Source organism: Nonomuraea sp. bgisy101, from assembly GCF_057708945.1.
The window spans coordinates 41,326-66,515 of the sequence record NZ_JBYITD010000034.1 but is presented as its reverse complement, the minus strand read 5'-3'; the positions used below and the strand labels follow the sequence as shown (position 1 = coordinate 66,515).

Genomic DNA, 25,190 nt, shown 5'->3' with positions numbered 1-25,190 from the left:
CCTCAGTGTATCCAGGTGTGTCACCCGCGCGTCGGCCGGTCGGCAATCACACGATCACGAGCGCCCGCAGGTCGATGTCCGCCAGCCGCTCACGGCCCTTCAGGAAGGCCAGCTCCATGAGGACGGCGACGCCGACGACCTCGGCACCCGTCCTCCTGATCAGCTCCACCGTCGCCTCGGCCGTGCCGCCCGTGGCCAGCACGTCATCGACGATGAGAACGCGGTCGCCGGGCTCGAACGCGTCCTGGTGCACCTCGATGGTGGCCGAGCCGTACTCCAGGTCGTAGGAGGCCTCCAGGGTCGCGGAGGGCAGCTTGCCCTTCTTGCGGACCGGCACGAAGCCCGCGTTGGCGCGGCAGGCGGCGGGGGCGGCCAGGATGAAGCCGCGCGCCTCGATTCCCACGATCTTGTCCACGCCGGGGAAGAGCCCCGCGAGCGCGTCGACGACCGCGCCGAAGGCCTGCGGGTCGGCCAGGAGCGGGGTGATGTCCTTGAACACGACGCCCGGCTTCGGGTAGTCGTTGACGTCCCTGATCCGGTCGAGGATCAGCTGGCTCAGCTCGCTCACGTCGGGCTCTCTCCCTCATCGTCTGGTGCGTCCGTCTGCCGGACGCATCACCTTCCCACACACCCGCCCCGCCGACGACACCGGACCCGTCCGGCCGGTGGCAGGGCGACGCCCCCGTCCCCGATGAGGGAGCGAGGGCGTCGAAGGTGGAGCGGTCAGTTCTTGGCGGTGGCGGGCCGCTTGGCGCCGCCCTTGCCCCCGCCGGTGGAGGCCAGGCGCTTGGCGATCGCCTGGTACCTCGGCTCGCGCTCCTTCAGCGTCACCAGCAGCGGCGTGGCCACGCACAGCGAGGAGTACGTGCCGACGAGCATGCCGACGAACAGGGCGAGCGAGAGGTCCTTCAGCGTGCCCGCGCCGAGCACCGTGGTGCCGATGAACAGGATCGCCGCCACCGGCAGGATGGCGACGAGCGAGGTGTTCAGCGACCTGATCAGCGTGTGGTTGAGCGCGTCGTTGGCGGCCATCGTGTACGTCTTCTTGGAGGTCGTGCCGAGCTTGGCGGTGACCTCCTTGATCATGTCGAACACGACGACCGCGTCGTACAGCGAATAGCCCAGGATGGTGAGGAAGCCCAGCATGGTCGCAGGGGTGACCTCGAAGCCCGACCACGCGTAGATGCCCGCGGTGATGACCAGGTCGTGGATCAACGCGACGATGGCCGCCAAGGCCATCTTCGGCTCGAAGGCCATGCTCAGGTACAGGATGATCGCGAGCATGAACACGCCGAGGCCGATCCAGGCCTTGTTCGCCACCTCACCGCCCCACGAGGCGCCGATCGAGGTGATGGAGATCTGCTTGGCGTCGACGCCGAGATCCTCGGAGACCGACTTCTGCACCCTGCTGAGGTTGGCCTCGTCGAGGGTCTCGGTCGTCACGCGCCAGCCGGCGGTGCCGGCCTGCTGCACGATCGGCTGGTGGACGCCCGCGTCGGTCATGGTCTCGCGGACCTGCTCGATGGTGGCCTTCGGCGCGGTGAAGGAGAACACCGAGCCGCCCTTGAACTCCACGCCCAGGTTGAGCGGGCTGCCGTGGGTGACGGCGCTGAAGACCAGACCCGCGATGGAGAAGGCGATGAGGAAGGCCGAAAGGCCGTACCACAGCTTCCTGCGGCCGACGAAGTCGACGTCGATCTCGCCTCGGTAGAGGCGACGCCCGAGTCCCATGTCAGGCCTCCTGCGGGGTGGTCGTACGAACAGTCTCCGGCCCCATGCGCTCGGCGTCGAGACCGGAGAGCTTGTGACCCTTGGCGAAGAACTTCAGCCTCGCCAGCAGCGCGATGAACGGCTTGGTGAACAGGAACACCACCAGCACGTCGATGAGTGTCGTGAGGCCCATCGCGAAGGCGAATCCTGCCACGCCGCCGACCGCCAGGAAGTAGAGCACGATGGCGGCGATGAACATGACCGCGTCGGCGATCAGGATCGTGCGCCGCGCGCGCACCCAGGCCACCTCGACGGCGGCGCGCAGCGTGCGCCTGCCCTCCTTCATCTCGTCCCTTATTCGTTCGAAGTAGACGATGAAGGAGTCGGCGGTGATACCGATCGAGACCACCAGACCGATGATGTGCGGCAGCGACAGGCCGAAGCCCGCGTAGGTGCCGAGCAGCACGACCGCCTCGTAGGTGATGATCGAGGCGACCACGAGGCTCAGGACCGCGACCAGGCCGAGGCCCCTGTAGTAGAGCAGCGAGTACAGGACCACCAGGCCGAGACCGATGGCGCCGGAGATCAGGCCGCCCATCAGCTGGTCCTGGCCGAGCGTCGAGGAGATCGTGTCGATCGAGCTGCGCACGAACTTCAGCGGCAGCGCGCCGTACTTCAGCTGGTCGGCCAGCTGGGTCGCGGTCTGCTGGGTGAACCCGCCGCTGATCTCGGCACGCCCGCCGGGGATCGGCTCGTTGATGTTCGGGGCGGTGATGACGACACCGTCGAGGACCACGGCGACCATGTTGCGCGGCGGCTGGGCCTTGTAGGCCTCGGTGGTCAGGGTCGACCAGGCCGTGGCGCCCTTGGCCTTGAAGTTGAGCTGGACGACCCACTGGCCGGTGGTCTGCTGCACGCCGGCGCTGGCGGTGTCGATGTCGGTGCCGACGACCCTGGCCTTGTCGAGGATGTACTTGGCGGTGCCGTCCTCGTCACAGGTGACGTACGGCTTGCTCGGGTCGTCCTGGACGCCCTGGCCCTTGTTCTTGGCGCAGTCGAGCTCGTTGAACTGCTTGACGAGCGCGGGGTCGATGCCCGCGAGCGCGGGGTCCTGCGACGGCTGGGCGCTCGGCTGGGCACTGGGCTGCGCGCTCGGCGTCGCCTTGGCGTTCTTGCCCTTGTCCTGGCCCTTGCCGTCCTGGCCGTTGTCCTGCCGGCCCTTGTCCTGGCCCTTCTGCTCGGCACCGGCGGTGGCAGAGGGCGACGGGTTGGGCGAGGTCAGCGCGGACGACAGGGCCTTGCCCGTCGGCGAGGCGCTGGGCGACGGGGCGTTGGCCGACGGCTGGGCGCTCGGCTGTGCGGAAGGCTGCCCGCTCGGCTGGCCGCTGCCCGAGGGCGTGGGCGCCTGGGTGGGCATGGTGCTCGGCTGCGGCTGGGCCGCCTCGGCGGCCAGAACCTGGCGGAAGCGCAGCTCCGCCGTGGTGCCGACCAGCTTGATGACCTCGTCCTTGCCCGCGCCGGGAACCGAGATGACGATGTTGTCGCCCGACTTGGCGACCTCAGCGTCGGAGATTCCGGTGCCGTTCACCCGGTCACGGATGATGTTGACGGCGAGGTTGAGGCTCTCTTCAGAAGGGGGAGAGCCGTTCGGTGTGATCGGCGACAGAGTCGCCGTCGTGCCGCCCGCGAGGTCGAGTCCGAGCTTGGGCGTGAACGCCGGGTGCAGGAACATCGCCCCGCTCATGGCGAGGATGAGCGCCAGGAGCAACAGGAGCGTGCGCCCCGGCTTGCTCTGGCCGCTGGTCGGTCGGGCCACTGGTCGTCTGTTCTTTCAGTTAGAGGTTTGCCGCAAGCCTAGTCAGGACTTCTTGCTATTCGTGTCCTCATCGTTGTTGCGGTCGACCGGCTCGTCGACTCCGTCGGAGTCCTTGGTCTCAACCGTCTCGGGCGCAGTCGTCTCGGAGACCGCCGTACCGGCGATCTTGTCGTCGGTGGTCGGGGTGAGGACACGGCCGACGGCCGCCTTCACCCAGCGGGTCTCCACGCCGGGCGCGACCTCCAGGATGACATCCTCGTTGTCAACGGCGACCACGGTGGCGAACAGACCAGTGGTGGTCATGACCCTTGCGCCGGGCGCCAGGGAGTTCTGCATCTGAACGGCTTCCTGCTGCCGCTTGCGCTGCGGCCTGATGAGCAGGAAGTAGAACACCACTACCAGCAGGACAAGCGGCAGGATGTTCATGAGCGTTGCTGAGTCCACGAGGGCGACCTTCCATCGTCTATCAAAGATGATGACACCGGCTTCGAGCCGGAAATTCCATGCGTTGCGTCGAGGGCCGCGCCGCTCAGCCCGTCAGCTTACACAGCCAGCCAAGCCACGGAGTGTAGGCGGTTGTTGCGAAACCCGGCAACGAGGCAGCGGTTCGGCGCGCGGGGAAGTTCCCAATTCGCAATGCTTGCAACCGTTCTGTGACCCCGGGTGCCGCCCCTCAGGACGGCGGGCCGTCAGGTTCCATCTTGACAGAACACGCCCGAGCTTGACAGAAGCACGCCCGCGGATCAGCACGTCAGATCAGAAAGGCGCCTCCGGCGGCGGGGTGAGCCCCAGGTGAAGCCAGGCGGCGCTGGTGGCGACCCGCCCGCGCGGCGTGCGGGCCAGCAGCCCCTGGCGCACCAGGAACGGCTCGGCCACCACCTCCACCGTCTCCGGCTCCTCTCCCACGGCCACCGCCAGCGTCGAGAGCCCGACGGGTCCGCCGCCGAACTTGCGCAACAGCACGCCGAGCACCGCCCGGTCGAGCCGATCGAGGCCCTCGGCGTCGACCTCGTAGAGGTTGAGCGCGGCCGAGGCGATGTCGCGGGTGATGACACCGTCGGAGCGGACGTCGGAGAAGTCGCGCACCCTGCGCAGCAGCCGGTTGGCGATACGGGGCGTGCCGCGCGAGCGCCTGGCGATCTCGTGCGCGCCCTCGTCGGGCAGCGACACCCCAAGCAGCCTGGAGGAGCGGCGCAGCACCTGCTCGAGCTCGGCCACCTCGTAGAAGTCCATGTGAGCGGTGAAGCCGAACCTGTCGCGCAGCGGGGCGGGCAGCAGGCCCGCCCTGGTCGTCGCCCCCACGAGCGTGAAGGGCGCGATCTCCAGCGGGATCGCGGTCGCCCCTGGCCCCTTGCCGACGATGATGTCGACCCTGAAGTCCTCCATCGCGAGGTAGAGCATCTCCTCGGCGGGGCGGGCCATCCGGTGGATCTCGTCGATGAACAGCACCTCCCCCTCGGTCAGCGTCGACAGGATCGCCGCCAGGTCGCCCGCCCGTTCCAGCGCGGGACCCGAGGTGATCCGCAGCGGGGCGCCGAGCTCGGCTGCGACGATCATGGCGAGGGTGGTCTTGCCCAGCCCGGGCGAGCCGCTCATCAGCACGTGGTCGGGCGGCCTGTCACGTTTGACGGCGCTCTCCAGCACCAGCGACAGCTGTTCGCGCACCCGCGCCTGACCGATGAAGTCGGCCAGCCGTTTCGGCCGCAGCGCCGCCTCGATCTGCAGCTCGTCGCCCTCGGCGTCAGGCGACACCAGGTCGCGCTCGATGCTCACCGCTTCTCCCTATCGCCGTTCGCGCGGTCGCGCCAGGCCCCCGGCCGCCTCATCGGACGCTCAGCGCCCGGAGCGCCGCCTTCAGCAGCGCGGCCACCTGCGGCTGCCTGCCCGCGACGACCTCGGCGTCGGCCTGCGGCTCCACCAGGGCGATCGCCTCGTCGGCGTCTCTGGTGGAGTAGCCGAGCCCGACGAGGCCGGAGTGGACCTGATCGCGCCACAGCGGGACGGCGCCGTGGCCGTTGAGCGCGGCGTTGACCGCCTCCTGCGGGGTGCCGAGCTTGTCCTTCAGCTCCAGCACGATGCGCTGGGCGCCCTTCTGCCCGATGCCGGGGATCCTGGTGAGCGCTTTGAGGTCGGCCGAGGCGACAGCGAGGCGCAGCGAGTTGGGCGTGTGGACAGCGAGCATGGCCAGCGCCAGCTTCGGGCCCACGCCACTGGCCGTCTGGACCAGCTCGAAGACCGTGCGTTCGTCATCGGTGGCGAAGCCGTACAGGGTGAGTGACTCCTCCCTGACGACGAGGGAGGTGGCCAGCCTGCCGTGCTCGCCGACCCGGAGGGTGGCGAGCGTGCCCGGCGTGCAGTGCACCAGCACGCCCACCCCGCCGACCTCGAGCACGGCCGCGTCGGGCGCGAGCGCCGCCACGACCCCGGAAACCGACGCGATCACAGCGCACGTCCTCTCGATGCCTTGGCCAGCGCCTCGGCCAGTCTGTTCTGGGTGCCGCCCCGCCACACGTGGCAGATGGCCAGGGCGAGCGCGTCGGCCGCGTCGGCGGGTTTGGGCATCTCGGCCAGCCGTAGCAGCCTGGTGACCATGGTGCCGATCTGCTTCTTGTCGGCGGTGCCGCTGCCGGTGATGGCGGCCTTGACCTCCGAGGGCGTGTGGAGGGCCACGGGCAGGCCGCGCCTGGCGGCGCAGAGCACCGCGATGCCGGCCGCCTGCGCGGTGCCCATCACGGTGCGGACGTTGTGCTGGGCGAAGACGCGCTCGACGGCGACCGCGTCGGGGCGGACGTCGTCGAGCCACCGCTCGATGCCGCGCTCGATGCCGACGAGCCTGGCGCCGAGCTCGTCGTCGGCCGAGGTGCGCACGACGCCGACCGCGACGAGCGTCAGCGGCGCGCCGGGGCGGCCCTCGACGGCTCCGAGGCCGCATCTGGTCAGCCCTGGGTCGACGCCCATCACCCGCACGGCCCGCCCTCCGTTCGCTGCCGAACATCTGTTCGGCAGCGAACTCTACCCTGGTTGGGCGGGCGGCGCACGGCGAACACGCGTCGGGGGGCGAGCGGGACGCCGGTCCAGGCCGGGGGCCGAAGGCGCCGGCGTCGAACAAGCGGATCTCGTCGGCATCCTCGCGCAGCCCGAGTCCGAGCGTGATGGTGGCGGGAGCGGAGAGGCGGGGAGGATCAGAAGTAGTCGAGCATGTAGGGGGTGCCGGCGAACGCCGCGTCCAGCGCCTCGTCGAACTCCTCGGGGCCGGACAGCATGCCGCCGAGCCGCAGCGTCGAGGTCGGGATCCCGGCGTACAGCGCCGACAGGCCGTTGACGGTGAAGCGCGGCCCCTCCCCCTCGGCGGCGCCGGCCGTGCCGGAGCCTCCGGAGATCTCCAGCCGCCAGGTGCCGGTGTTGGCAGGCCGCTCCGGATCCTCGACCGTGACCAGGGCGTTCGCCGAGACCACCGAGGGGAAGCCGCGCCTGGCGATCGCGTCGGCCACGTCCACGACGCGGAACATCCACCGCGTCCTCTTGACCTCCTCCTTCCCCCGCTCACGCAGCAGCCACAGGACGGGGTCGTCGGGCGCGACCACCGCCGTGACCTTCGTGGCGACCGAGGAGGAGGTGCCGACCAGCGACCACAGCGCGCGGGCGGTCGCCGCCGAGCCTGCGACGAGATTGTCGACGGAGATGTCGCCGTCGTCCCACGTGTAGGTGACGTAGCCGTCGTCGGCCAGGTACAGGAAGTCGTCCTCGTCGCCGAGGAAGTCGCGCCACGCGGCCTCGTCCCAGCAGATGGGGCCGCTGGCGCGGTTGGCGGCGTGGACCCGGCCGACGATCGCGATCACCTCGGCGGCGTCGCCGGGTCCCATCCTGCGCAGCTTGACCGGTTCGGTGGGGCGGATGGTGCGCAGCGCCTCCGGAGACAGCGTGACGACGTTCTCCGCGCCCGCGTGCTCCCAGCCGAGCGAGCGGTAGATCGGCGTGGTGGCGGGGTAGAGGGCGGAGACCGCGTCCCCGAGTTCGGCGGCTCTGGCGAGGATGGCGCGCATGAGCCGCCTGCCCACGCCGCGCCCGCGGTCCTCGGGGTTGACGACCACGCCCGCGATCCCCGCCATCGGCTGCGGCCTGCCGTGCCACCACTGGGTGAAGCCGGGCAGCCGGCCTGCGCCCGCCAGCCTGGAGCCGTCGAAGACGCCCAGGTAGCGCCCCCGCTCCATGGTGGCCCGCGCCGTCGCGCGCCAGGCGTCGACGGTGTCGTCGGGCACCGGTCCGAAAGATCGCTTACGGGTGTCGAGGACGGCGTCGAGGTCGTCCGGCGTCAGGTCACGAATGTCCACAGCAGGTCAACCTACGCACCGCGGGACACGCCTGGCGAACCGTTTAGGCGTCGAGCTTCTCCATGATGTCGTCGCTCACGTCGAAGTTGGCCCAGACGTTCTGCACGTCGTCGCTGTCCTCCAGCGCGTCGATCAGGCGGAACACCTTGCGCGCGCCGTCCTCGTCGAGCGGGACGTTCATCGTGGGAAGGAAGCTCGACTCGGCCGAGTCGTAGTCGATGCCCGACTCCTGCAGCGCCTTGCGCACCGGCACCAGGTCACCGGCCTCGGAGACGACCTCGAACGACTCGCCCAGGTCGTTGACCTCCTCGGCACCCGCCTCGAGCACCGCGACGAGCACGTCGTCCTCGGACAGCCCGTTCTTGGGCACGATCACGACGCCCTTGCGGTTGAACATGTACGACACCGAGCCCGGGTCGGCCAGCGAGCCGCCGTTACGGGTCAGCGCGACGCGCACCTCGGAGGCGGCGCGGTTGCGGTTGTCGGTCAGGCACTCGATGAGCACCGCGACACCGCCGGGCGCGTAGCCCTCGTACATGATGGTCTGCCAGTCGGCGCCGCCCGCCTCGAGGCCGCCACCGCGCTTGCGGGCGCGCTCGATGTTGTCGTTGGGCACCGAGTTCTTCTTCGCCTTGAAGATGGCGTCGAAGAGGGTGGGGTTGGCATCCGGGTCAGGGCCACCGGTCCTGGCCGCCACCTCGATGTTCTTGATGAGCTTGGCGAAGAGCTTGCCGCGCTTGGCGTCGAGTGCGGCCTTCTTGTGCTTCGTCGTCGCCCATTTGGAGTGGCCGGACATTACCTAGAGCTCCCTCACCATGTTGACGAAATATTCATGCACGCGTGTGTCCCCGGTCAGCTCCGGGTGGAACGATGTCGCGAGCAGCGGCCCCTGGCGGACCGCGACGATCCTATCCCCAGGGGGAGCGGTCGCCAGCACCTCGACCTCAGAACCCACCGATTCCACCCATGGGGCGCGGATGAAGACGGCGTGCACGGGGGCGCCGGCGAAGGACAGGTCCGACTCGAAGGAGTCGACCTGGCGGCCGAAGGCGTTGCGCCTGACGACCATGTCGATGCCGCCGATCGTCTGCTGCCCGTCGATCCCGTCCTGGATCCGGTCGGCCAGCATGATCATGCCCGCGCACGAGCCGTAGGCGGGCATGCCCTCCTTGACGCGCAGCCGCAACGGCTCGAGCATCTCGAAGATCTCGGCGAGCTTCCACATCGTGGTGGACTCCCCGCCGGGGATGACCAGCCCGTCGACGGTCTCGAGCTCGGCGGGCCTGCGCACGGCCATGGCCTTCGCGCCCGCCTCCTCCAGCATGTGGACGTGCTCGCGCACGTCTCCCTGGAGTGCGAGTACACCGATTGTGGGCACGGTCGTCCTTCCTTCGTGGTCCGGGTTCCCCTGATTCAACACCAGAGCGGTCCGTGCTCTTCCTACAGGGCCACCCTGACCGCCATCGGCAGATGGTCGGAGCCCCCGGTCTCCGCGCCGACCCAGCACCGCAGCACCCGGCCCTTCGGCGCGAAGAGATAGTCGATCTTGCGCTTCTTCACGTAGGTCCACCGCATGCGCGGATCGCACTCGTCGTAGAAGCCGTAGGCGGCGACCCTGCCGGGCGTGAGGTTCAGGTCACCGCCGAAGACACTGGTGTGGCCCGCCTTCGGCGCGGCCGCCATCAGCTGCCTGACCTGCCTGTGCCGGTACGGCGCGCCGCGTTGCGCGTCGTCGTTGGCCATGCCGGACGACAGGTGGGTGCCGCAGGCCCGCACCTTGACGGCCGCAATCGTCGCGCACAGCGCGGCGCGCCTGGCGAACCAGGGCGGAGAGGTCAGCGGCACGGTCTCGAAGTCGGCCGCGTGGTCGGCGACCGCCACCGTGACGCTCTGCGCGCCCCTCGGGCGGCCGTTCCTGTCGGGGTGGCACTCGTACGGTCTGCCCTCCGCCGTCGTCAGACCCCATGACCTGACGGTCCAGCTCCGTCCTGTCCGCCATTCGAGCCACTGCTCGAGCGTGCCCGTGGCGCCGGTGCAGAATTCCTGCAGGAAGATCACGTCAGGATCGCCGAGAAGGCGGTCGCTGATGTGCCAGGCCAGTTCCTGCGGGCTCCTGCGGTACAGCTCGCAGGCCGCGTTGGTGCCCGTGCAGACGTTCCAGGTCATCACCGTGATGATGGCTTGATCCAACATGAACCGCTATGCAACCACTTCCTGGAAGGTGTGGTCCATGTCCACGCGGGCCAGGGGGCGCAGGTGGTGCCTCCTGGCGTACAGGACGGCGATGCCGGCCAGGCAGCACACCGCCCCAGCGTGTACATGATTCTCCTTCTGTTACTGTCGCCGCCCCAGCTTGTCGAGGGCGGGCAGGGCCGCGGTGAGGGCGGCCCGCTCCTCGGGGCTGAGCTGGGCCAGCTCGCGGGCGATGAACTCGGCCCTGGCTCTGCGTACGGCACGCAGCCTGGCGCGCCCCTCCTCGGTGAGCTCGACCGTCCTGACGCGGGCGTCGGCCGGGTCGATGCCCCTGGCGACCAGACCGGGATCCTCCAGGCGGTTGATCTGGACGGTCATGGTGGGGAGCTGGACGGCGTGCTCCTCGGCCAGCTCGGTCATCCGGCGGGGGCCGTTCTCGAGCGAGCCGAGGACGGAGTACTGCTGGCTGGTGATGGGCTGGCCCGCGACGGCTCGCCGGACCAGCAGCACCAGGTGACGGAGGGTGGCGGCGAGTCGCGTCGCGAGGAGGTCGGGGTCGTCGGACGTCATACTGAGGCAGATTAAATTAGTCTGACTAAGTATTCAACGGAAGTAAGGGCGACGCCCCCTGCGGGGACGCCGCCCAGGCGCCGAGAATTCCGGACACCGGGACCCGGGGGCCGCCGGCGGCGGCCGGGGATCGGGTGTTCGGAGGGTTCGGCTAGGGGCGCTCGGTCTCCAGGCGCACCGTGTCCTCGACGGTCATCTCGGGCACCGCTCTGATCGACGGGTCGAGCGGACGCAGGTACGTCTGCTGCACCCCTGGCACGCGGTCCTCCACCACGAACGTCGCCCTGGTGTACACCTGCGACCCGGGCGTCTGCACCTGCGGCACCACGCGGAAGTCGGCGGTCATCAGGTCCCGCTCGATCTTCGTCAGCACGTAGCCGCGCTGGTTGTTGTAGAACTTCAGGTGCGGGTTGATCTTGAGGAACGGGTGTGTGGCGGGGTTGGAGTCGGCCCCGTTCCCACCGGTGCTGATCGACGTGGCGACCAGCTCGGCGCCCACGGACGGCCCGGTCGGGTCGTCGTAGTCGAGCTTCAGGTCGCTGGCCCAGTGCGCGTGCACGTCTCCGGTCAGCACGACGGGGTTGCGCACCTTCGCGTCGATCCAGCCCTGGGTGATGCGCCGGCGGGAGGCCACGTAGCCGTCCCACGCGTCCATGCTGGTGACCTTCGCGGGCCCGGCGTTGTTGTCGCGCTGGGCGAAGAAGACCTGCTGCCCGATGATGTCCCACTGCGCCTGCGAGTGGTGGAAGCCGTCGAGCAGCCACTCCTCCTGCGCCGCGCCGGTGATCGAACGCGCGGGGTCCACCGCCGCGGGGCAGTCCCTGTAGCCGTCGCCGCAGCCCTGGTCGTCCCGGTACTGACGGGTGTCGAGCATGTGGAAGGTGGCCATGCGCCCCCAGCGGATCCGCCGGTAGAGCTGCATGTCGATGCCGCTGGGAATGGAGCTGCGGCGCAGCGGCATGTTCTCGTAGTACGCGCGGAAGGCGGCCTCGCGGCGCTGCAGGAAGTTCGGCTGCGGCACCTCGGGCTTCTCCGGCACCTCGTCGGCCCAGTTGTTGTCGACCTCGTGGTCGTCCCACACCACCAGCCACGGCGCGGCGGCGTGCGCGGCCTGCAGGTCGGGGTCGGCCTTGTACTGCGCGTGGCGCTGCCGGTAGTTGGCGAGGGTCTCGGTCTCGGGACCCTCATGGTCGCGGACGTTGCCGCCGGGGATGGTGTAGGTGTTCTTGGTGTACTCGTACTGGTAGTCGCCCAGGTGCAGGACCAGGTCCGGGTGCTCCTCGGCCAGGCGGCGGTAGCTGGTGAAGAACCCGTGCTCGTACTGCGCGCAGGAGACGAACGCCATGGACAGCGCTCCGCCGTACGCCAGGGGGTGCGGGGCGGTGAGGGCGCGGCCGACGGGCGAGACGTACGGGCCCACCCTGAAGCGGTACCAGTACTCCCTGCCGGAGGGCAGGTGGTCGACCTCGACGTGGACGCTGTGGCCCCATTCGGGGGCGGCCGTCGCGACACCGGCGCGGACGACGCGGCGGCAGCGCTCGTCGGCGTAGACCTGCCACAGGACGAGGAAGGGCCGCTGCGGCATGCCGCCCATGCCGTCCTCGGCGAGCGGCTGCTGGGCCAGGCGGGTCCAGATGACGAACCCGTCGTGGTCGGGGTCGCCCGAGGCGACGCCCAGCGTGAACGGGTCGGTCTTGAGGCCGCGCGAGGCGAGGGTCGCGGCGCTCTCCGCGGCGGGGTCGGCGGCGGGGCCCGGGTCGGCGGAGGCGGTGGCGGGGAGCGCGGCGGTGGCGCCTGCGGCTAACCCGGTGACGAGGAAGGAGCGGCGGTTGAGCTTGGACACGGGTGCTCCCAAGGCGATCAAGGGTGGGACGCCCGTAGCCTTGCCGAAGATCATGACTCACCGGTTAACACCATCTGTCACACAAATGGCGATTTTTACCAGCAGACTCGCTATTCACGGAAATTTCCTCCGCGCGCCGCCTGAACCCGCCCTGCAGCGGAAGAACGCCCAGATCCCCTGTCTCAGCCCCCACCGGGCGCGACTCCCGACAGGCGCGGCCAGGCGGGATCGGGTTCGGGCACGAAAAAAGCGGCACCCCCTCAGGGATGCCGCTTTCTTGCGAAGAAGACCTACCAGCCGCGCTCGGCCAGGCGGTGGGGCTGCGGGATCTCGTCGACGTTGATGCCGACCATCGCCTCGCCCAGACCGCGCGACACCTTCGCGACCACGTCGGGGTCGTCGTGGAAGGTGGTGGCCTTCACGATGGCCGCCGCCCGCTTGGCCGGGTCGCCCGACTTGAAGATGCCGGAGCCCACGAACACGCCCTCGGCGCCGAGCTGCATCATCATGGCCGCGTCCGCGGGGGTCGCGATGCCACCGGCGGTGAACAGCACCACGGGCAGCTTGCCGGTCTTGGCGACCTCGACGACCAGCTCGTACGGCGCCTGCAGCTCCTTGGCCGCGACGTACAGCTCGTCCTCGGGCAGCGAGGTGAGGCGCTTGAGCTCGCCCCTGATGGTCCGCATGTGGGTGACGGCGTTGGAGACGTCGCCCGTGCCCGCCTCGCCCTTGGAACGGATCATGGCGGCGCCCTCGGTGATGCGGCGCAGCGCCTCGCCGAGGTTCGTGGCGCCGCACACGAACGGCACGGTGAACTGGAACTTGTCGATGTGGTTGGCGTAGTCGGCCGGGGTCAGGACCTCCGACTCGTCGATGTAGTCGACGCCCAGCGACTGCAGGACCTGCGCCTCGACGAAGTGCCCGATACGGGCCTTGGCCATGACCGGGATGGAGACGGCGTTGATGATGCCGTCGATCATGTCGGGGTCGCTCATCCTGGAGACGCCGCCCTGCGCGCGGATGTCGGCGGGCACGCGCTCCAGGGCCATGACGGCGACCGCCCCGGCGTCCTCGGCGATCTTCGCCTGCTCGGGGGTGACGACGTCCATGATGACGCCGCCCTTGAGCATCTCGGCCATGCCGCGCTTGACGCGCGCGGTTCCGGTGACGGGGCTGGTAGACACGGTCTTCCTCACAACGGCAGGTCGGTAAGTTCTCAAGCCCATCGTAGGTCCTTAACACCCCACGCCCGGACACACCACCATGTCAGGGTCGCAGGCTGATTTTGTACGTTAAGGAATGACGGGCTTACGGCTGGCGAGCGCGACCCACACCTGACCAGGCGCGAAGTTCATCGGCTCGCCGCTCTCAGTGCTGAACGTCGTGCCTTCCTCCTCGGATTCCCTCGACCACTTGGCCTTGTAGGCCTTGCCGTCCCGCAGCACGATGGCCGAGCCCTTGCCGACGGAGTGGACCAGTGGGGTGTAGCTCTGGTTCTTGTCGTGGAACTGCGAGCGCTCGGTCTTGGTGTACTGGACGACGATCGTGGGCGCGCCGAGCTGGCCGCCCTCGGCCGCCATGTCCTTCTTGCCGTCCTGCCAGATCAGCCACTGCTTCTTGGCCTCCGACCAGGCGAAGGTGAAGCGGGCGGCGGGCCACTTGACCGTCCACGACTTCTTCGGCACGCCGCCGTCCGCGGGGGCGTCGCCGAAGGTGAAGCCTATGTCCTTCGCCTCGGACGCCTTGGGCGCCTTGGACAGCAGTTGCTTGGTGTTGGCGAACAGGTTGTAGGGGGCGAAGCGTCCCGGCTGGCGGAAGAACGCGCCGGGATTGCGCGTGTCGCCGACGTCGAACAGCGACGCCTCCGCCATGAACGGCAGCATCTTGGACTGCACGCCCGAGTAGGCGAAGGCGGGCTTGCCGAACTGCGGGGTGATGTGCAGGTCGGAGATGCGCGCGCTGCGGACGGGGCCGACCTTGGCGGGCACCTTCGAGGAGAAGACGGCCATGAGACGGGTCAGTCCCGCCTCGACCTGCTCGATGTAGACGATGTCCGCGCTCTTCAGCCCGAGCTGCGGCTTTCCTGCGGCGGTGTTCTCGATCTTCACGGCGAGGACGGGCTTGAGCTCCTCGTACGGCAGGCCGGTGAACGGATGCCCCTTCGCCTCAGGCGTCGGGGAGGCGCTCACCGGGGCCGCCTGCGGCTCCTTCGACGGCGACGCGGCGCCGCCTCCGCTCGAGCAGGCCGCGACTGGAGCGAGCACCGCCAGCGCCACCGCCATCATTCGGGGTACCCGCACCAGCTCAACTCCTCCGCTCGGCCACGAAAACGGAAGGAAGCTTACCGGGCTCCCCCAAATGGGGTCATTCGGTTGCCATGGTCTCCGGCGGATTGTCATCAATCTCAAAGAATTCAGGAAAGTCGGTGCGCCCTGCCAGACGGAGTGAGCGGGCGAGCCAGCGGCGCTGGGCCGTACGGGTGACGCCGACCGCGTTGTTGAAGAAGCGGCGGGCGTAGACGACCTTGGCGACGGCGGCGTCGAGCTCCTCCAGCAGTGCCCGGCCGCCATGCGACTCGCTGAGCCGCTCCCTGAACCTGTCCTGGTCGATGGCGGCGCGCAGCGCCCTGGACAGGTCGCTCTCCGCGTGCTCGCGCTCGTCGGGACCCGCCGTGCGGGCCTCGTGGGCGGCGGCGGCGAGGACCAGAGAGGTGGCGGGGTCGAGCAGGCGGGACCCGGCCAGTTCGAGGACGACGGCGGCCCGCCGCACCAGAGCGACGTCGAGGGCCTCCCTGGCCAGCTCCAGCCTGATGTGCAACCGGTCGAGACGGCCGGCCCGCCAGGAGACGTAGACGGCCGCGAGCACCATGACGATGCCCACGACCAGGACGACGATGGTGGTGCTCATGCGACCGTGTCTTCCTCGACCTGCCCCGCCGCGGCCGTGACGGTCTCGTAGACGCGCACGACGTCGCGGGCGACCGTGGACCAGTCGTACTTGCGCACCGCGAGCAGCGCCTCGTCGGCGAGCTTGGCCCTGCGCGCGGGGTCGGACAGGAGGGCGCGGGCCTCGCGGGCCAGCGCGGCGGCGTCGCCGTTGGGGAACAGCGCGCCCGCCTGTCCGTCGCCGAGCACCCTGCGGAAGGCGGGGATGTCGCTGGCCAGCACGGTGGCTCCGGCGGACATGGCCTCGGCCAGCACGATGCCGAAGCTCTCGCCGCCGGTGTTGGGCGCGACGAAGACGTCGACGGAGTGGTAGGCGCGGATCTTGTCCTGCTCGCTGACCATGCCGAGCAGGGTGACGCGATCGCGGATGGACTTGGGGATCTTCACCTCGCCGGGGCCGGCGACCAGCAGCTTGGCGTCGGGCACCTGCTCCAGCGCCTCGAGCAGGACGGGCAGGCCCTTGCGCGGCTCGTCCATCCTGCCGAGGAAGCCGAGCGTGCGCCCGTCGGGGCCCCAGCCGGGAAGCGGCTCCGCCTCGGTGTAGCGGCTGACGGTCACGCCGTTGGGGATCAGCACGCTGTCGCCGCCGAACTGCTCGACCAGGCTCTTGCGCGCCGCGTCGGAGACGGCGATGCGGCCGCTGAGCTTCTCCAGCGCGCTGCGCAGCATCGGCTCGGCGATCGCGATGGCGCGCGAGCGGTTGAAGGAGGCGTGGAAGGTGGCCACGATCGGGCCCTTCGCGGCCCAGCAGGCCAGCACGCCCAGGCTCGGCACCAGCGGCTCGTGGATGTGGAGCACGTCGAAGCCGCCCTCGCGGATCCACCGCCGCACCCTGGCCGCCGACAGGAAGCCGAACGACATCCGCGCCACCGAGCCGTTGTACGGCACGGGCACCGCCCTGCCCGTGCCCGTCACGTACGGCGGCAGATCGGCGTCCTCCTCGGCGGGCGCGATCACCGACACCTGGTGCCCCTGCGCCATGAGCGCCTGCGCCAGGTCGTCGATGTGCTGCTTGACGCCGCCCGGCACGTCCCACGAGTAGGGACAGACGATGCCGACGTTCACGTCAGGTCCTCCAGCCAGAGGCGCTGCAGCATGTGCCAGTCCTCGGGGTGCTCGGCGATGCCCTTCTCGAACACCGTCACCAGGTTCTGCGCCGCCGCGGCCGTGCGCTCCTGGAGGGTGCCCTCGGCGGGCACCTTGATCTCCTCGTGGATGCGCAGGCCCCAGTCGGCGCCCTCGAACCACATGGTGGCCGGCAGCAGCGCGGCGCCCGTCTTGACGGCCAGCAGCGCGGGCCCGACGGGCACCTTGGTGGTGGCGCCGAAGAACTCCACCTCGACGCCGTTCTTGGTCAGGTCGCGCTCGGCCGGCAGGCAGACGATGCCGCCCTTGCGCACGCGCTGGGCCAGGGTGCCGAAGTTGTGGCCGTCGCCGCCGGTGAGCGGCAGGACCTCCATGCCCAGACCCTCGCGGAAGGCGACGTAGCGGCGGAACAGCGACTCGGGCTTGAGCCGCTCGGCCACGGTGGTGAAGCGGTGTCCGCAACCGATCAGCCAGGCGCCCGACTGGTCCCAGTTGCCCATGTGCGGCAGCGCGAGGACGACGCCGCGGCCCGCGGCGACGGTGTCGAAGATGTGCTCGGCGCCCGTGACGTGGGTGCGCCGCACGATCTCCTGGCCGTCCATCTTCGGCAGCCTGAAGATCTCGTGGAAGTAGCGCAGGTAGGAACGCATGCCCGCGCGGCTGAGCGCGCGCAGCTCGGCGCTGTCCTCGGCCAGCCCCGTCACCCTGGCCAGGTTGTGCTCCAGACGGCGCACGCTCTTGCCTCTCCTGCGCCACGCCCTGTCGGCCACGAGGGTGAAGGCGGCCGCGGTCAGCCGCTCAGGCAGGTGCGGCAGCAGCGTCCACCCCGCCGCGAACCCCGCGGCCACGGCGCGTTCCTGAAGGGAGGTCATCGCGCTCCAATCTGGCGATGGACGTGAACGACCCGCTGCACGACGGTGATCGCGCTGGCCGCGGCCAGCAGCCACAGGCCGAGGGGCAGGATGTACGGCACGCCGAGTCCTGAGAAGCCCGCGGCCACGAGACCCACGACCAGCCGTTCGGGCCGCTCGGCCAGCCCGACGTCGCAGGTGAGGCCGAGCCCCTCGGCCCTGGCCTTGACGTAGGACACCAGGGCCCCCGCCACCAGGCAGAACAGCGCGACCGCCGCCATCAGCAGGTCTCGTCCGATGAGGAAGTGGATGATCAGGCCGGAGAAGATGGCCGCGTCGGCCACCCTGTCGAGCGTGGAGTCGAGGAAGGCGCCCCACGTGCTGCCGCCGTTCCCGCCCATCCTGGCCACGACGCCGTCGAGCAGGTCGAAGAGCACGAAGACGGTGATCGCCACCGATCCCCACCACAGCTGGCCGAGGGGGAAGAACACCAGGGCGCACACGACGGTGCCGGCCGTGCCGATCGCTGTGACGGCGTTCGGGCCTATCCCGCGGCGGACGAGTGCCCTGCCCAGCGGGGTGAGTATCCGGGTCATGGCCGGGCGCAGGAGTTTGAGCATCGCGCTTTGATCGTAGGCCATCGGGGCCGCCACCACTTCTTTGCCTCGCCCCCCTTGTGATATTCGCCACACGGGTATTTGGTGAACTAACCGCGTCCTTGCGGTGACTCCGCTGGGCGTGGCGCTGAACCGAACGACGAATTGGGCGGCGCGCGCCGTACCCCTGCGAGCTCCGTCCCAACGGAAGCGGAGGCGATGTGGCTGAGAAGCACCACGGCGCGGCCATAGGAGCCGCGGGCAGGGCACCAGCGGCCGACAGGGCGGACGCGATACGCAACGTCGTACTGGTCGGCCATTCGGGAGCGGGCAAGACCACCCTGGTCGAGCAGTTGCTCGCGACCACGGGCGCCATCCAGCGCGTGGGACGCGTGGAGGACGGCACCACGGTCAGCGACTTCGACGAGGTGGAGGTGCGCCAGCAGCGCTCGGTGAACCTGTCGGTCGCGCCCATGGTCCACAACGGAATCAAGATCAACCTTCTGGACACCCCCGGCTACGCCGACTTCGTCGGCGATCTGCGGGCGGGCCTGCGCGCCGCCGACGCCGCGCTGTTCGTGGTCTCGGCGACGGACGGCATCGACGGGCTGACCCAGATGCTGTGGGAGGAGTGCACACAGGTCGGCATGCCCCGGGCCGTCGTGATCACCAAGATCGACCACCAGCGGGCGGATTTCGACCAGGTTCTGGCCGGGTGCCAGGAGATCTTCGGAGACGGAGTCGCGCCGCTTTACCTTCCGGTCGTGACCAACGGTCATGTGGCCGGGCTGATCGGGCTGCTGTCGCAGAAGTTCTACAACTACGCGACAGGAGACCGTACGGAGAAGGATCCGGGCGCGGAGTACGAGTCGCGGATCGCGGAGTACCGCGGCAGCCTGATCGAGGGAATCATCCAGGAGAGCGAAGACGAGTCCCTCATGGACAGGTACCTGTCCGGCGAGGCGATCGACGTCAAGGTGCTCATCGACGACCTGGAGAAGGCGGTCGCGCGCGGCAACTTCTACCCCGTGCTCGCCAGCGGCATGGGCGTGGGCGCGCAGGAGTTGCTGGAGCTCATCACCCAGGGTTTCCCCTCGCCGCTCGAGCACCCGCTGCCCGAGATCACCACCCCCGACGGCAAGCCGGTGCGGGTCAAGGCGTGCGATCCCGACGGGCCGCTGGTGGCCGAGGTGGTCAAGACGACCAGCGACCCCTACGTGGGCCGGATCAGCCTCGTCCGCGTGTTCGCGGGCACGCTGCGCCCCGACATGACCGTGCACGTCTCGGGACACGGCCTGTCCGACCGCGGACACGAGGACCATGACGTCGACGAGCGCATCGGCACGCTGACCAGTCCGCTGGGCAAGCAGCAGCGCAGCATCGCCAAGGGCATGGCGGGCGACATCGTCGCGGTGGCCAAGCTGTCGAGGGCCGAGACCGGCGACACGCTGTCGGATCCCGAACAGCCGCTGCTCATGACCGCGTGGAGCATGCCCGACCCGCTGCTTCCCGTCGCGATCAGGGCCAAGTCGAAGGCCGACGAGGACAAGCTGTCGCAGGGCCTGGCCCGCCTGGTGGCGGAGGATCCGACGCTGCGCCTGGAGAACAACGCCGAGACGCGGCAGCTGGTGCTGTGGTGCATGGGCGAGGCGCACACCGACGTCCTGCTCGACCGGCTGGCCAAGCGCCACGGCGTCGAGGTCGAACGGGTCAACCTGAGGGTGCCGCTGCGCGAGACCTTCGGCGGCAGGTGCCAGGCGATGGGCCGCAACGTCAAGCAGACCGGCGGGCACGGCCAGTACGCCATCTGCCACCTCGAGATCGAGCCCCTGCCCTCCGGCGGGGGTTTCGAGTTCGTTGACAAGATCGTCGGCGGCGTGGTCCCCCGGCAGTTCATCCCGTCGGTGGAGAAGGGCGTGCGCACCCAGATGGAGCGGGGCGTGCTGGCCGGATACCCGATGGTGGACGTGCGGGTCACGCTCTATGACGGCAAGGCCCACTCCGTCGACTCCTCCGACATGGCCTTCCAGATCGCCGGCTCGCTGGCGCTGAAGGAGGCCGCGGCGAAGGTGGCCACCCTGCTGCTCGAACCGGTCGACGAGATCGCGGTGCTGGTCGCCGACGAGCACGTCGGCTCGGTCATGTCCGATCTGTCCTCGCGCAGGGGCCGCGTGCTCGGAACCGAGCCCGTGGGCACGGGACGGACGCTGGTGAAGGCGGAGGTGCCGCAACTGGAGATCACCCGCTACGCGATCGACCTGCGGTCCATGTCGCACGGGACGGGGACGTTCCAGCGCACGTTCCTGCGTTACGAACCTCTCCCGTCACACCTGACGGACAAGGTGACAGCCGAGGACTGACACCCCTCGTTGGGGGGAGGGTAACGTCCTCCCCCCGAGTCACACTACGATCACAAATCCATTTCGTTTTTTGGCCGAAGCACCCCAGTGGCGATGTCACACTGAGGGACTATGCGTACAGGACGACCTCTTCTTGCCGCCGCCGCTGTCGCGATCGCCGCCACTGCCGCCGCCTACACCTTCGGGGGCCCGGGCGCAGAGGCCGCGGCTCCTGAGACGAAGGCCAAGACCGCCGCCAAGCCGGCCGAGAAGTGCGTCGCCGACGCCAGATACCCCAAGCGCCAGCTGCGCGGCGTCTGGATCGCCACGGTCAAGAACATCGACTGGCCCTCGGCGACCGGCCTCACCGCCGCCAAGCAGCGGGCCGAGTACGTCAAGATCCTCGACAACGCCGTCAGGCGCAACCTCAACGCGGTCTTCGTGCAGGTGCGACCGGCCTCCGACGCGCTGTACAAGTCGCCGTACGAGCCGTGGTCGCAGTACCTCACCGGCACTCCTGGCAAGGACCCCGGCTGGGACCCGCTGCCGTTCCTGACCGCCGAGGCGCACAAGCGCGGCCTCGAGTTCCACGCGTGGTTCAACCCGTACAGGGCCGCCTACGACGCCAACGTGGGCAGGCTGCCCGCGGGCCACCCGGCCAGGCAGCATCCCGACTGGCTGGTGAAGTACGGCGACCAGGTCTACTACAACCCCGGCCTGCCCCAGGTGCGCGACCACGTGGTGAAGGTCGTCACCGACGTCGTCAAGCGCTACGACGTCGACGGCGTCCACTTCGACGACTACTTCTACCCCTACCCGGGCGGCGGGGGCACGTTCAACGACACCGCCGCGTTCAGGAAGTACGGCGACGGCGCCAAGCTCGCCGACTGGCGCCGCGACAACGTCAACAAGCTCGTCGCGCAGGTGCACAAGGCCGTCCACGACACCAAGAAGGACGTGAAGTTCGGCATCAGCCCCTTCGGCATCTGGCGCAACAAGGCGCAGGACCCGACGGGCTCGGCGACCACCGGGATGTCGGCCTACGACGCGATCTACGCCGACGCCAGGGCGTGGATCAAGGCGGGGACCGTCGACTACCTGATCCCGCAGCTCTACTGGCCGCGCGGCTTCAAGGCTGCCGACTACAAGGTGCTGGCACCGTGGTGGGCCAACGAGGTCAAGGGCACGGACGTGCGCCTGTACATCGGGCAGGGCCTCTACCGGGTCGGCGCGAGAGACGTGCCCACCTGGACGAAGCCCGGCGAGATCCCCGCGCACCTGACGCTGAACCGCAGGTTCGAGGAGATCGACGGTGACGTCTACTTCAGTGCCAAGCAGCTCGACACCAACCCGCTGAAGGTCATGGACCGCCTGGTCAAGGAGCACTACTCGCGTCCCGCGCTGCTCCCGCTGCCGCAGGGCGGCGACGCGCTCGCCAAGCCGTCGGGGCTGAAGTCCTCGGGCTCGGCGCTGACGTGGACGCCGGTGCCCGGCGCCCGCTCCTACGCCGTCTACAAGGTGCCCGCCTCCGGCAGGAGCTGCCAGGCGGCCGACGCCCGCAACCTGATCGCGGTCGTCAGCGGCTCCTCCTACACCGCCCAGGCGCCCGGCAGGTACCTGGTCACGTCACTGGACGCGCTCACGCGGGAGAGCAAGCCCGCCGAGGCGACCGTCTCCGCCACCTGATCCGAGCACGTACGGCACGCCGGGCCACGCGCCTCCGGGGTCACCGCATGCCGTCCCTCCGAGGGACGCTCCCCTGGCGCGCGTGGCGGGCCGCCGCGACGGCGCCCGCGAAGCGCGGAGCTGTGATACGGCTGGGCGTATGCCTGCCGTACCACGACGCCTGTCATGGGCCGTCGACACGCTCGACGTCGCGCCGGGCGACCGCCTGCTGGAGATCGGCTGCGGCCCCGGCGTGGCCGTGTCCCTGGTCTGCGACCGGCTGACCACGGGCACGATCACCGCTGTGGACCGCTCGGCCACCGCGGTCGCCAGGGCCCGCGCCCGCAACGCCGCACACGTGGCGTCGGGCAGGGCGACCGTCGTCCAGGCCTCGCTGGAGGAGATCCGTTTCGACGGCGAGCGGTTCGACAAGGTCTTCGCGGTCAACGTGAACCTCTTCTGGACCCGCGACCCCGCCGCCGAGCTGGCCCTCATCGCCGGCCTGCTGGCCCCCGGCGGCACGCTCTGGCTGTTCTACGAGCCGCCAGGCGCGGACCGCGCCGCCGGCCTGGCAGGCGACCTCACCCGTGTCCTGTCCTCGCACGGCTTCGCGCCCACGGCCATGCGAGGGGGCGGCACCCTGGTGTGCGTGCGCGCGAGCATAGGCTGAGATGCGTGAACGTCGAGAGTGTCGCATGGGACGACCCCGCCGCCGTGCGGCTGCGCGAGGCGATGTCCAAGGAGATGGGCGAGCGCTACGCGGACATGGGGGACTTCGACTTCCCCGAGGACTTCTCCGTCTCGCCGGAGAGCGTCGTCTACACCGGAGTGGCGATCACCGCCGGGGGCGTCCCCGTCGGACATGTGGCGCTGCGCAGGCTCGGCGCGGACCTGGAGATCAAACGTATGTTCGTCGCCCCGGAGCACCGCGGCAACGGGGTGGCCACTGCCCTGCTGGAGGCGGCGGAGGGCGCCGCGGCGCGTCTGGGGGCCGGGCGGGTGGTGCTGCAGACGGGTGACAGGCAGCCCGACGCGGTGCGCCTGTACGAGCGCGAAGGGTACACGCCCATCGCCGTCTATCCGCCCTACCACCTGGTGCCGAACTCGCTCTGCTACATGAAGCACGTCACCTGACAGCGACGAGCCGGTGTAGCGTGCCTCCGACGATTGTCAAGACTCGGGAGGTCGTGCGTGAGGCGGACCCTGCTGGTGCTGGCCGTACTGGTCAGCCAGATGCTGCTGGGCTGGGCCCCCGCGCACGCCTCGGAGAAGGAGCGGGTCGCTCTCATCGGCGTCTCCGGCCTGCACTGGACAGACCTGTCCAGGGCCGACACGCCCAACCTGTGGGAGCTGGCCGGCGGCAGCGCCATCGGTTCGATGTCGGTCCGCACGGTCGGCAACATCACCTGCCCCTATGACGGCTGGCTGACGGTCTCGGCCGGCATCCGATCGGCCTCCGGCTACCGCTGCGGGCCGCCTCCGATGCCCGAGCAGCAGGGACGCGGCGCGGTCATCCCCGACTACGACTACCTGCACGAGGTGGCCGGGCAGCGCTACGCGGGCCTGCTGGGCGACACGCTGGCCAAGGCCGGGGAGTGCGCGATCGCCATCGGGCCCGGTGCCGCGCTCGGGCTCGCCGACGGCAAGGGCGCGGTGACCACCTACTACGCCTCCCCCATCCAGATGAAGACCGAGGAGCTGGAGCGCTGCCGCCTGGTGGCCATGGACGTCGACGATCTCATCAGGCCGTACATCTCCGACGACGGCAAGCTTCCCCGGGTCGCGGAGAAGCTGTCGGCCCAGGACAGGCGGGCGGCACTGCGCCTGGCCGACGCCAAGGCGGGCGCGCTGCTGGCCGTGCTGCCCCAGGACACCACCGTCCTGCTGTCGGGCATGTCCGACCACGGCTCGGTGCCGCACCTGCGGGTGGCCGCGCTGCGGCAGCCCGGCGCGCAGGGGCACGCGCTCGGCGCGGCCTCGACCCGCCGCGACGACATCTCGATCCTGCCCGACCTGACCACGACCGTGCTGACCAAGCTGGGCGTCGCCGTGCCCGACAGCGTCGTCGGCCAGGTCATGCAGGTCAACGGGCCGGGCGCGACGTTCGATCAGATGGCGGAGGCCGACCAGACCGCCCAGACCATGCGCTCGGTGAAGGGCTACTACTTCATCGCCCTCGCCGTGCTGCAGGTGCTGTTCTACGTCGTCGCGTTCGTGCTGCTGCGCCGCCGCAAGGGCCTTTCCTGGGTACGGCCGGCGGCGGTGACGCTGGCGGCGATCCCCATCACCTCGATCCTGGTCAACCTGCTGCCGTGGTCGACGCACCTGGAGCTGTTCGGCGGCATGCTGGCCTGGCTGGCCGTGATCACCTTCGCCGCGTTCGCGGGACCGTGGCGGCGCAGCCCGCTCGGGCCGCTGGCGGTGGTCGCGGGCGTCACGGCGCTCACGCTCGCCGGAGACCTGCTGACCGGCACCACCCTGCAGCTCAACAGCTTCATGGGCTTCAGCGCCGAGCAGGGCGCCCGCTACTACGGCCTGGGCAACATCCCGTTCGCCCTGCTCGCCACGGGCACGCTGCTGAGCGCCACCGTGATCGCGCACCGGCTGTCGCGGCCCTGGGGCGCCGCGGTCGTGGCCGTCCTCGGCACGTTCGCGATGGTGCTGGGCGGCTCGGGCATGGGCAGCGACTTCGGCGGGGTGATCGCCTTCGTTCCCGGCATCGCCGTGACCGCCCTGCTGATCCTCGGCAAGCGGATCTCGCTGTGGAAGCTGGGCGCGTTCTGCGTGGCGGGCGGCGTCGTCGTGATGGGCTTCGCGATCGCCAACTACCTGCGGCCCGCGGCCGAGCAGTCGCATCTGGGAAGGTTCGTCGGCCAGGTGATCAGCGGAGAGGCGATCGACGTGATCGTCCGCAAGCTGGTGGCGATGCTCAGCACGCTGCTCAGCCCCACGCTGATGCCCGTGGTGATCGCCGCCGTCGCGTTCCTGGTCTACGCGGTCATGCGGCCCGACCAGGCGACGGCGGGCGTGCTGCCCGCCGCCTTCGAGTACTCCCCCTCGCTCAAGGCGGGCCTCATCGGCACGCTCATCAGCGGAGTGGTCGGCACCCTGGTCAACGACTCGGGCGCCGCCGTCCTCTCCATGGCCCTGGCCCTGGCGATCCCCCTGGTCCTGTCGGCGGGCATCGCGGCCCTCCCTGGACGGAGCGCCACGGAGGAACGCCCGCTCGCCAAGGTGTGAGCCCA

24 protein-coding genes are annotated in these 25,190 nt (G+C 69.9%); 5 read left to right on the top strand and 19 right to left on the bottom strand.

All coding sequences use genetic code 11. The features are described from left to right. Positions 1 to 46: 46 nt before the first annotated feature. From AC3EO4_RS44020 to pgsA, 19 genes are all read right to left on the bottom strand, one after another. The gene (locus AC3EO4_RS44020) at positions 47 to 568 is read right to left on the bottom strand and encodes an adenine phosphoribosyltransferase (RefSeq protein ID WP_379571631.1); all 522 of its coding nucleotides are present in this window, start codon (positions 566 to 568) and stop codon (positions 47 to 49) included. A gap of 155 nt (positions 569 to 723) precedes the next feature. After that, positions 724 to 1,731 (bottom strand): protein translocase subunit SecF, encoded by a 1,008-nt coding sequence (secF, locus tag AC3EO4_RS44015; protein ID WP_431901698.1) that lies wholly within the window; start codon positions 1,729 to 1,731, stop codon positions 724 to 726. 1 nt (position 1,732) lies between these two features. Next, positions 1,733 to 3,526, bottom strand: a complete 1,794-nt coding sequence (gene secD / locus AC3EO4_RS44010) for a protein translocase subunit SecD (RefSeq protein WP_379571635.1) — start codon at positions 3,524 to 3,526, stop codon at positions 1,733 to 1,735. 42 nt (positions 3,527 to 3,568) lie between these two features. Then, on the bottom strand, positions 3,569 to 3,970 hold the full coding sequence (yajC, locus tag AC3EO4_RS44005; protein ID WP_379571637.1) for a preprotein translocase subunit YajC: 402 nt from the start codon (positions 3,968 to 3,970) through the stop codon (positions 3,569 to 3,571). Positions 3,971 to 4,282: 312 nt separating this feature from the next. Further along, on the bottom strand, positions 4,283 to 5,299 hold the full coding sequence (gene ruvB, locus AC3EO4_RS44000; protein ID WP_379571639.1) for a Holliday junction branch migration DNA helicase RuvB: 1,017 nt from the start codon (positions 5,297 to 5,299) through the stop codon (positions 4,283 to 4,285). A 49-nt stretch (positions 5,300 to 5,348) separates the two neighbouring features. Next, positions 5,349 to 5,969 (bottom strand): Holliday junction branch migration protein RuvA, encoded by a 621-nt coding sequence (gene ruvA / locus AC3EO4_RS43995; RefSeq protein ID WP_379571641.1) that lies wholly within the window; start codon positions 5,967 to 5,969, stop codon positions 5,349 to 5,351. Further along, the gene (gene ruvC / locus AC3EO4_RS43990; protein ID WP_431901693.1) at positions 5,966 to 6,493 is read right to left on the bottom strand and encodes a crossover junction endodeoxyribonuclease RuvC; all 528 of its coding nucleotides are present in this window, start codon (positions 6,491 to 6,493) and stop codon (positions 5,966 to 5,968) included. The genes ruvA and ruvC overlap by 4 nt, the downstream gene beginning before the upstream one ends. Before the next feature lie 215 nt (positions 6,494 to 6,708). Next, on the bottom strand, positions 6,709 to 7,857 hold the full coding sequence (locus AC3EO4_RS43985; RefSeq protein WP_431901692.1) for a GNAT family N-acetyltransferase: 1,149 nt from the start codon (positions 7,855 to 7,857) through the stop codon (positions 6,709 to 6,711). A gap of 43 nt (positions 7,858 to 7,900) precedes the next feature. Beyond that, positions 7,901 to 8,653 (bottom strand): YebC/PmpR family DNA-binding transcriptional regulator, encoded by a 753-nt coding sequence (locus AC3EO4_RS43980; RefSeq protein ID WP_379571647.1) that lies wholly within the window; start codon positions 8,651 to 8,653, stop codon positions 7,901 to 7,903. 3 nt (positions 8,654 to 8,656) lie between these two features. Then, positions 8,657 to 9,181 (bottom strand): pyridoxal 5'-phosphate synthase glutaminase subunit PdxT, encoded by a 525-nt coding sequence (gene pdxT, locus AC3EO4_RS43975; protein WP_379572097.1) that lies wholly within the window; start codon positions 9,179 to 9,181, stop codon positions 8,657 to 8,659. A 116-nt stretch (positions 9,182 to 9,297) separates the two neighbouring features. Then, positions 9,298 to 10,023, bottom strand: a complete 726-nt coding sequence (locus tag AC3EO4_RS43970; RefSeq protein WP_379571649.1) for an endonuclease/exonuclease/phosphatase family protein — start codon at positions 10,021 to 10,023, stop codon at positions 9,298 to 9,300. A 168-nt stretch (positions 10,024 to 10,191) separates the two neighbouring features. Beyond that, complete coding sequence (locus AC3EO4_RS43965) at positions 10,192 to 10,620, bottom strand: MarR family winged helix-turn-helix transcriptional regulator (protein ID WP_431901689.1); 429 nt, start codon at positions 10,618 to 10,620, stop codon at positions 10,192 to 10,194. A 151-nt stretch (positions 10,621 to 10,771) separates the two neighbouring features. Next, a complete protein-coding gene (locus AC3EO4_RS43960) occupies positions 10,772 to 12,463 on the bottom strand; it encodes an alkaline phosphatase D family protein (protein WP_379571655.1) in 1,692 nt (563 codons plus the stop codon). 290 nt (positions 12,464 to 12,753) lie between these two features. After that, a complete protein-coding gene (gene pdxS, locus AC3EO4_RS43955) occupies positions 12,754 to 13,689 on the bottom strand; it encodes a pyridoxal 5'-phosphate synthase lyase subunit PdxS (protein WP_379571657.1) in 936 nt (311 codons plus the stop codon). 66 nt (positions 13,690 to 13,755) lie between these two features. Then, positions 13,756 to 14,763, bottom strand: coding sequence for a DUF3048 domain-containing protein (locus tag AC3EO4_RS43950; protein ID WP_431901687.1), 1,008 nt, complete (start codon positions 14,761 to 14,763; stop codon positions 13,756 to 13,758). Positions 14,764 to 14,827: 64 nt separating this feature from the next. Continuing rightward, complete coding sequence (locus AC3EO4_RS43945) at positions 14,828 to 15,370, bottom strand: hypothetical protein (protein WP_379571660.1); 543 nt, start codon at positions 15,368 to 15,370, stop codon at positions 14,828 to 14,830. Then, entirely contained in the window at positions 15,367 to 16,473 is a 1,107-nt protein-coding gene (locus AC3EO4_RS43940; protein ID WP_379571662.1) for a glycosyltransferase family 4 protein, read from the bottom strand. Before AC3EO4_RS43940 ends, AC3EO4_RS43945 begins: the two co-directional genes overlap by 4 nt. Next, positions 16,470 to 17,366 carry a phosphatidylinositol mannoside acyltransferase gene (locus tag AC3EO4_RS43935; protein WP_379571664.1) on the bottom strand — a complete coding sequence of 299 codons (897 nt, stop codon included), beginning with the start codon at positions 17,364 to 17,366 and terminating at the stop codon, positions 16,470 to 16,472. The genes AC3EO4_RS43940 and AC3EO4_RS43935 overlap by 4 nt, the downstream gene beginning before the upstream one ends. Next, complete coding sequence (gene pgsA / locus AC3EO4_RS43930) at positions 17,363 to 17,986, bottom strand: phosphatidylinositol phosphate synthase (protein WP_379571666.1); 624 nt, start codon at positions 17,984 to 17,986, stop codon at positions 17,363 to 17,365. Before pgsA ends, AC3EO4_RS43935 begins: the two co-directional genes overlap by 4 nt. A gap of 176 nt (positions 17,987 to 18,162) precedes the next feature. On the opposite strand from pgsA, the gene AC3EO4_RS43925 reads away from it, so the two are divergent. From AC3EO4_RS43925 to AC3EO4_RS43905, 5 genes are all read left to right on the top strand, one after another. Next, positions 18,163 to 20,301: an elongation factor G-like protein EF-G2 gene (locus tag AC3EO4_RS43925; RefSeq protein WP_431901685.1), complete on the top strand. Its 2,139-nt coding sequence runs from the start codon at positions 18,163 to 18,165 to the stop codon at positions 20,299 to 20,301. Positions 20,302 to 20,412: 111 nt separating this feature from the next. Continuing rightward, positions 20,413 to 21,966, top strand: a complete 1,554-nt coding sequence (locus AC3EO4_RS43920) for a glycoside hydrolase family 10-like protein (RefSeq protein WP_379571670.1) — start codon at positions 20,413 to 20,415, stop codon at positions 21,964 to 21,966. A gap of 139 nt (positions 21,967 to 22,105) precedes the next feature. Then, positions 22,106 to 22,615 (top strand): class I SAM-dependent methyltransferase, encoded by a 510-nt coding sequence (locus tag AC3EO4_RS43915; protein WP_431901683.1) that lies wholly within the window; start codon positions 22,106 to 22,108, stop codon positions 22,613 to 22,615. A 5-nt stretch (positions 22,616 to 22,620) separates the two neighbouring features. Then, positions 22,621 to 23,079 (top strand): GNAT family N-acetyltransferase, encoded by a 459-nt coding sequence (locus AC3EO4_RS43910; RefSeq protein WP_379571674.1) that lies wholly within the window; start codon positions 22,621 to 22,623, stop codon positions 23,077 to 23,079. A 57-nt stretch (positions 23,080 to 23,136) separates the two neighbouring features. Beyond that, entirely contained in the window at positions 23,137 to 25,185 is a 2,049-nt protein-coding gene (locus tag AC3EO4_RS43905; RefSeq protein WP_379571676.1) for a hypothetical protein, read from the top strand. Positions 25,186 to 25,190: the final 5 nt, after the last annotated feature.

Excerpts from the sequence above, each read along its gene's own strand:
- pgsA (WP_379571666.1), bottom strand. The coding sequence starts at position 17,986 with ATGGCCTACGATCAAAGCGCGATGCTCAAACTCCTGCGCCCGGCCATG.
- AC3EO4_RS43970 (WP_379571649.1), bottom strand. The coding sequence starts at position 10,023 with ATGACCTGGAACGTCTGCACGGGCACCAACGCGGCCTGCGAGCTGTAC.
- AC3EO4_RS43915 (WP_431901683.1), top strand. The coding sequence starts at position 22,106 with ATGCCTGCCGTACCACGACGCCTGTCATGGGCCGTCGACACGCTCGAC.
- AC3EO4_RS43965 (WP_431901689.1), bottom strand. The coding sequence starts at position 10,620 with ATGACGTCCGACGACCCCGACCTCCTCGCGACGCGACTCGCCGCCACC.
- AC3EO4_RS43945 (WP_379571660.1), bottom strand. The coding sequence starts at position 15,370 with ATGAGCACCACCATCGTCGTCCTGGTCGTGGGCATCGTCATGGTGCTC.
- pdxS (WP_379571657.1), bottom strand. The coding sequence starts at position 13,689 with ATGGGCTTGAGAACTTACCGACCTGCCGTTGTGAGGAAGACCGTGTCT.
- AC3EO4_RS43980 (WP_379571647.1), bottom strand. The coding sequence starts at position 8,653 with ATGTCCGGCCACTCCAAATGGGCGACGACGAAGCACAAGAAGGCCGCA.
- pdxT (WP_379572097.1), bottom strand. The coding sequence starts at position 9,181 with ATGCTGGAGGAGGCGGGCGCGAAGGCCATGGCCGTGCGCAGGCCCGCC.
- secF (WP_431901698.1), bottom strand. The coding sequence starts at position 1,731 with ATGGGACTCGGGCGTCGCCTCTACCGAGGCGAGATCGACGTCGACTTC.
- AC3EO4_RS43920 (WP_379571670.1), top strand. The coding sequence starts at position 20,413 with ATGCGTACAGGACGACCTCTTCTTGCCGCCGCCGCTGTCGCGATCGCC.
- AC3EO4_RS43935 (WP_379571664.1), bottom strand. The coding sequence starts at position 17,366 with ATGACCTCCCTTCAGGAACGCGCCGTGGCCGCGGGGTTCGCGGCGGGG.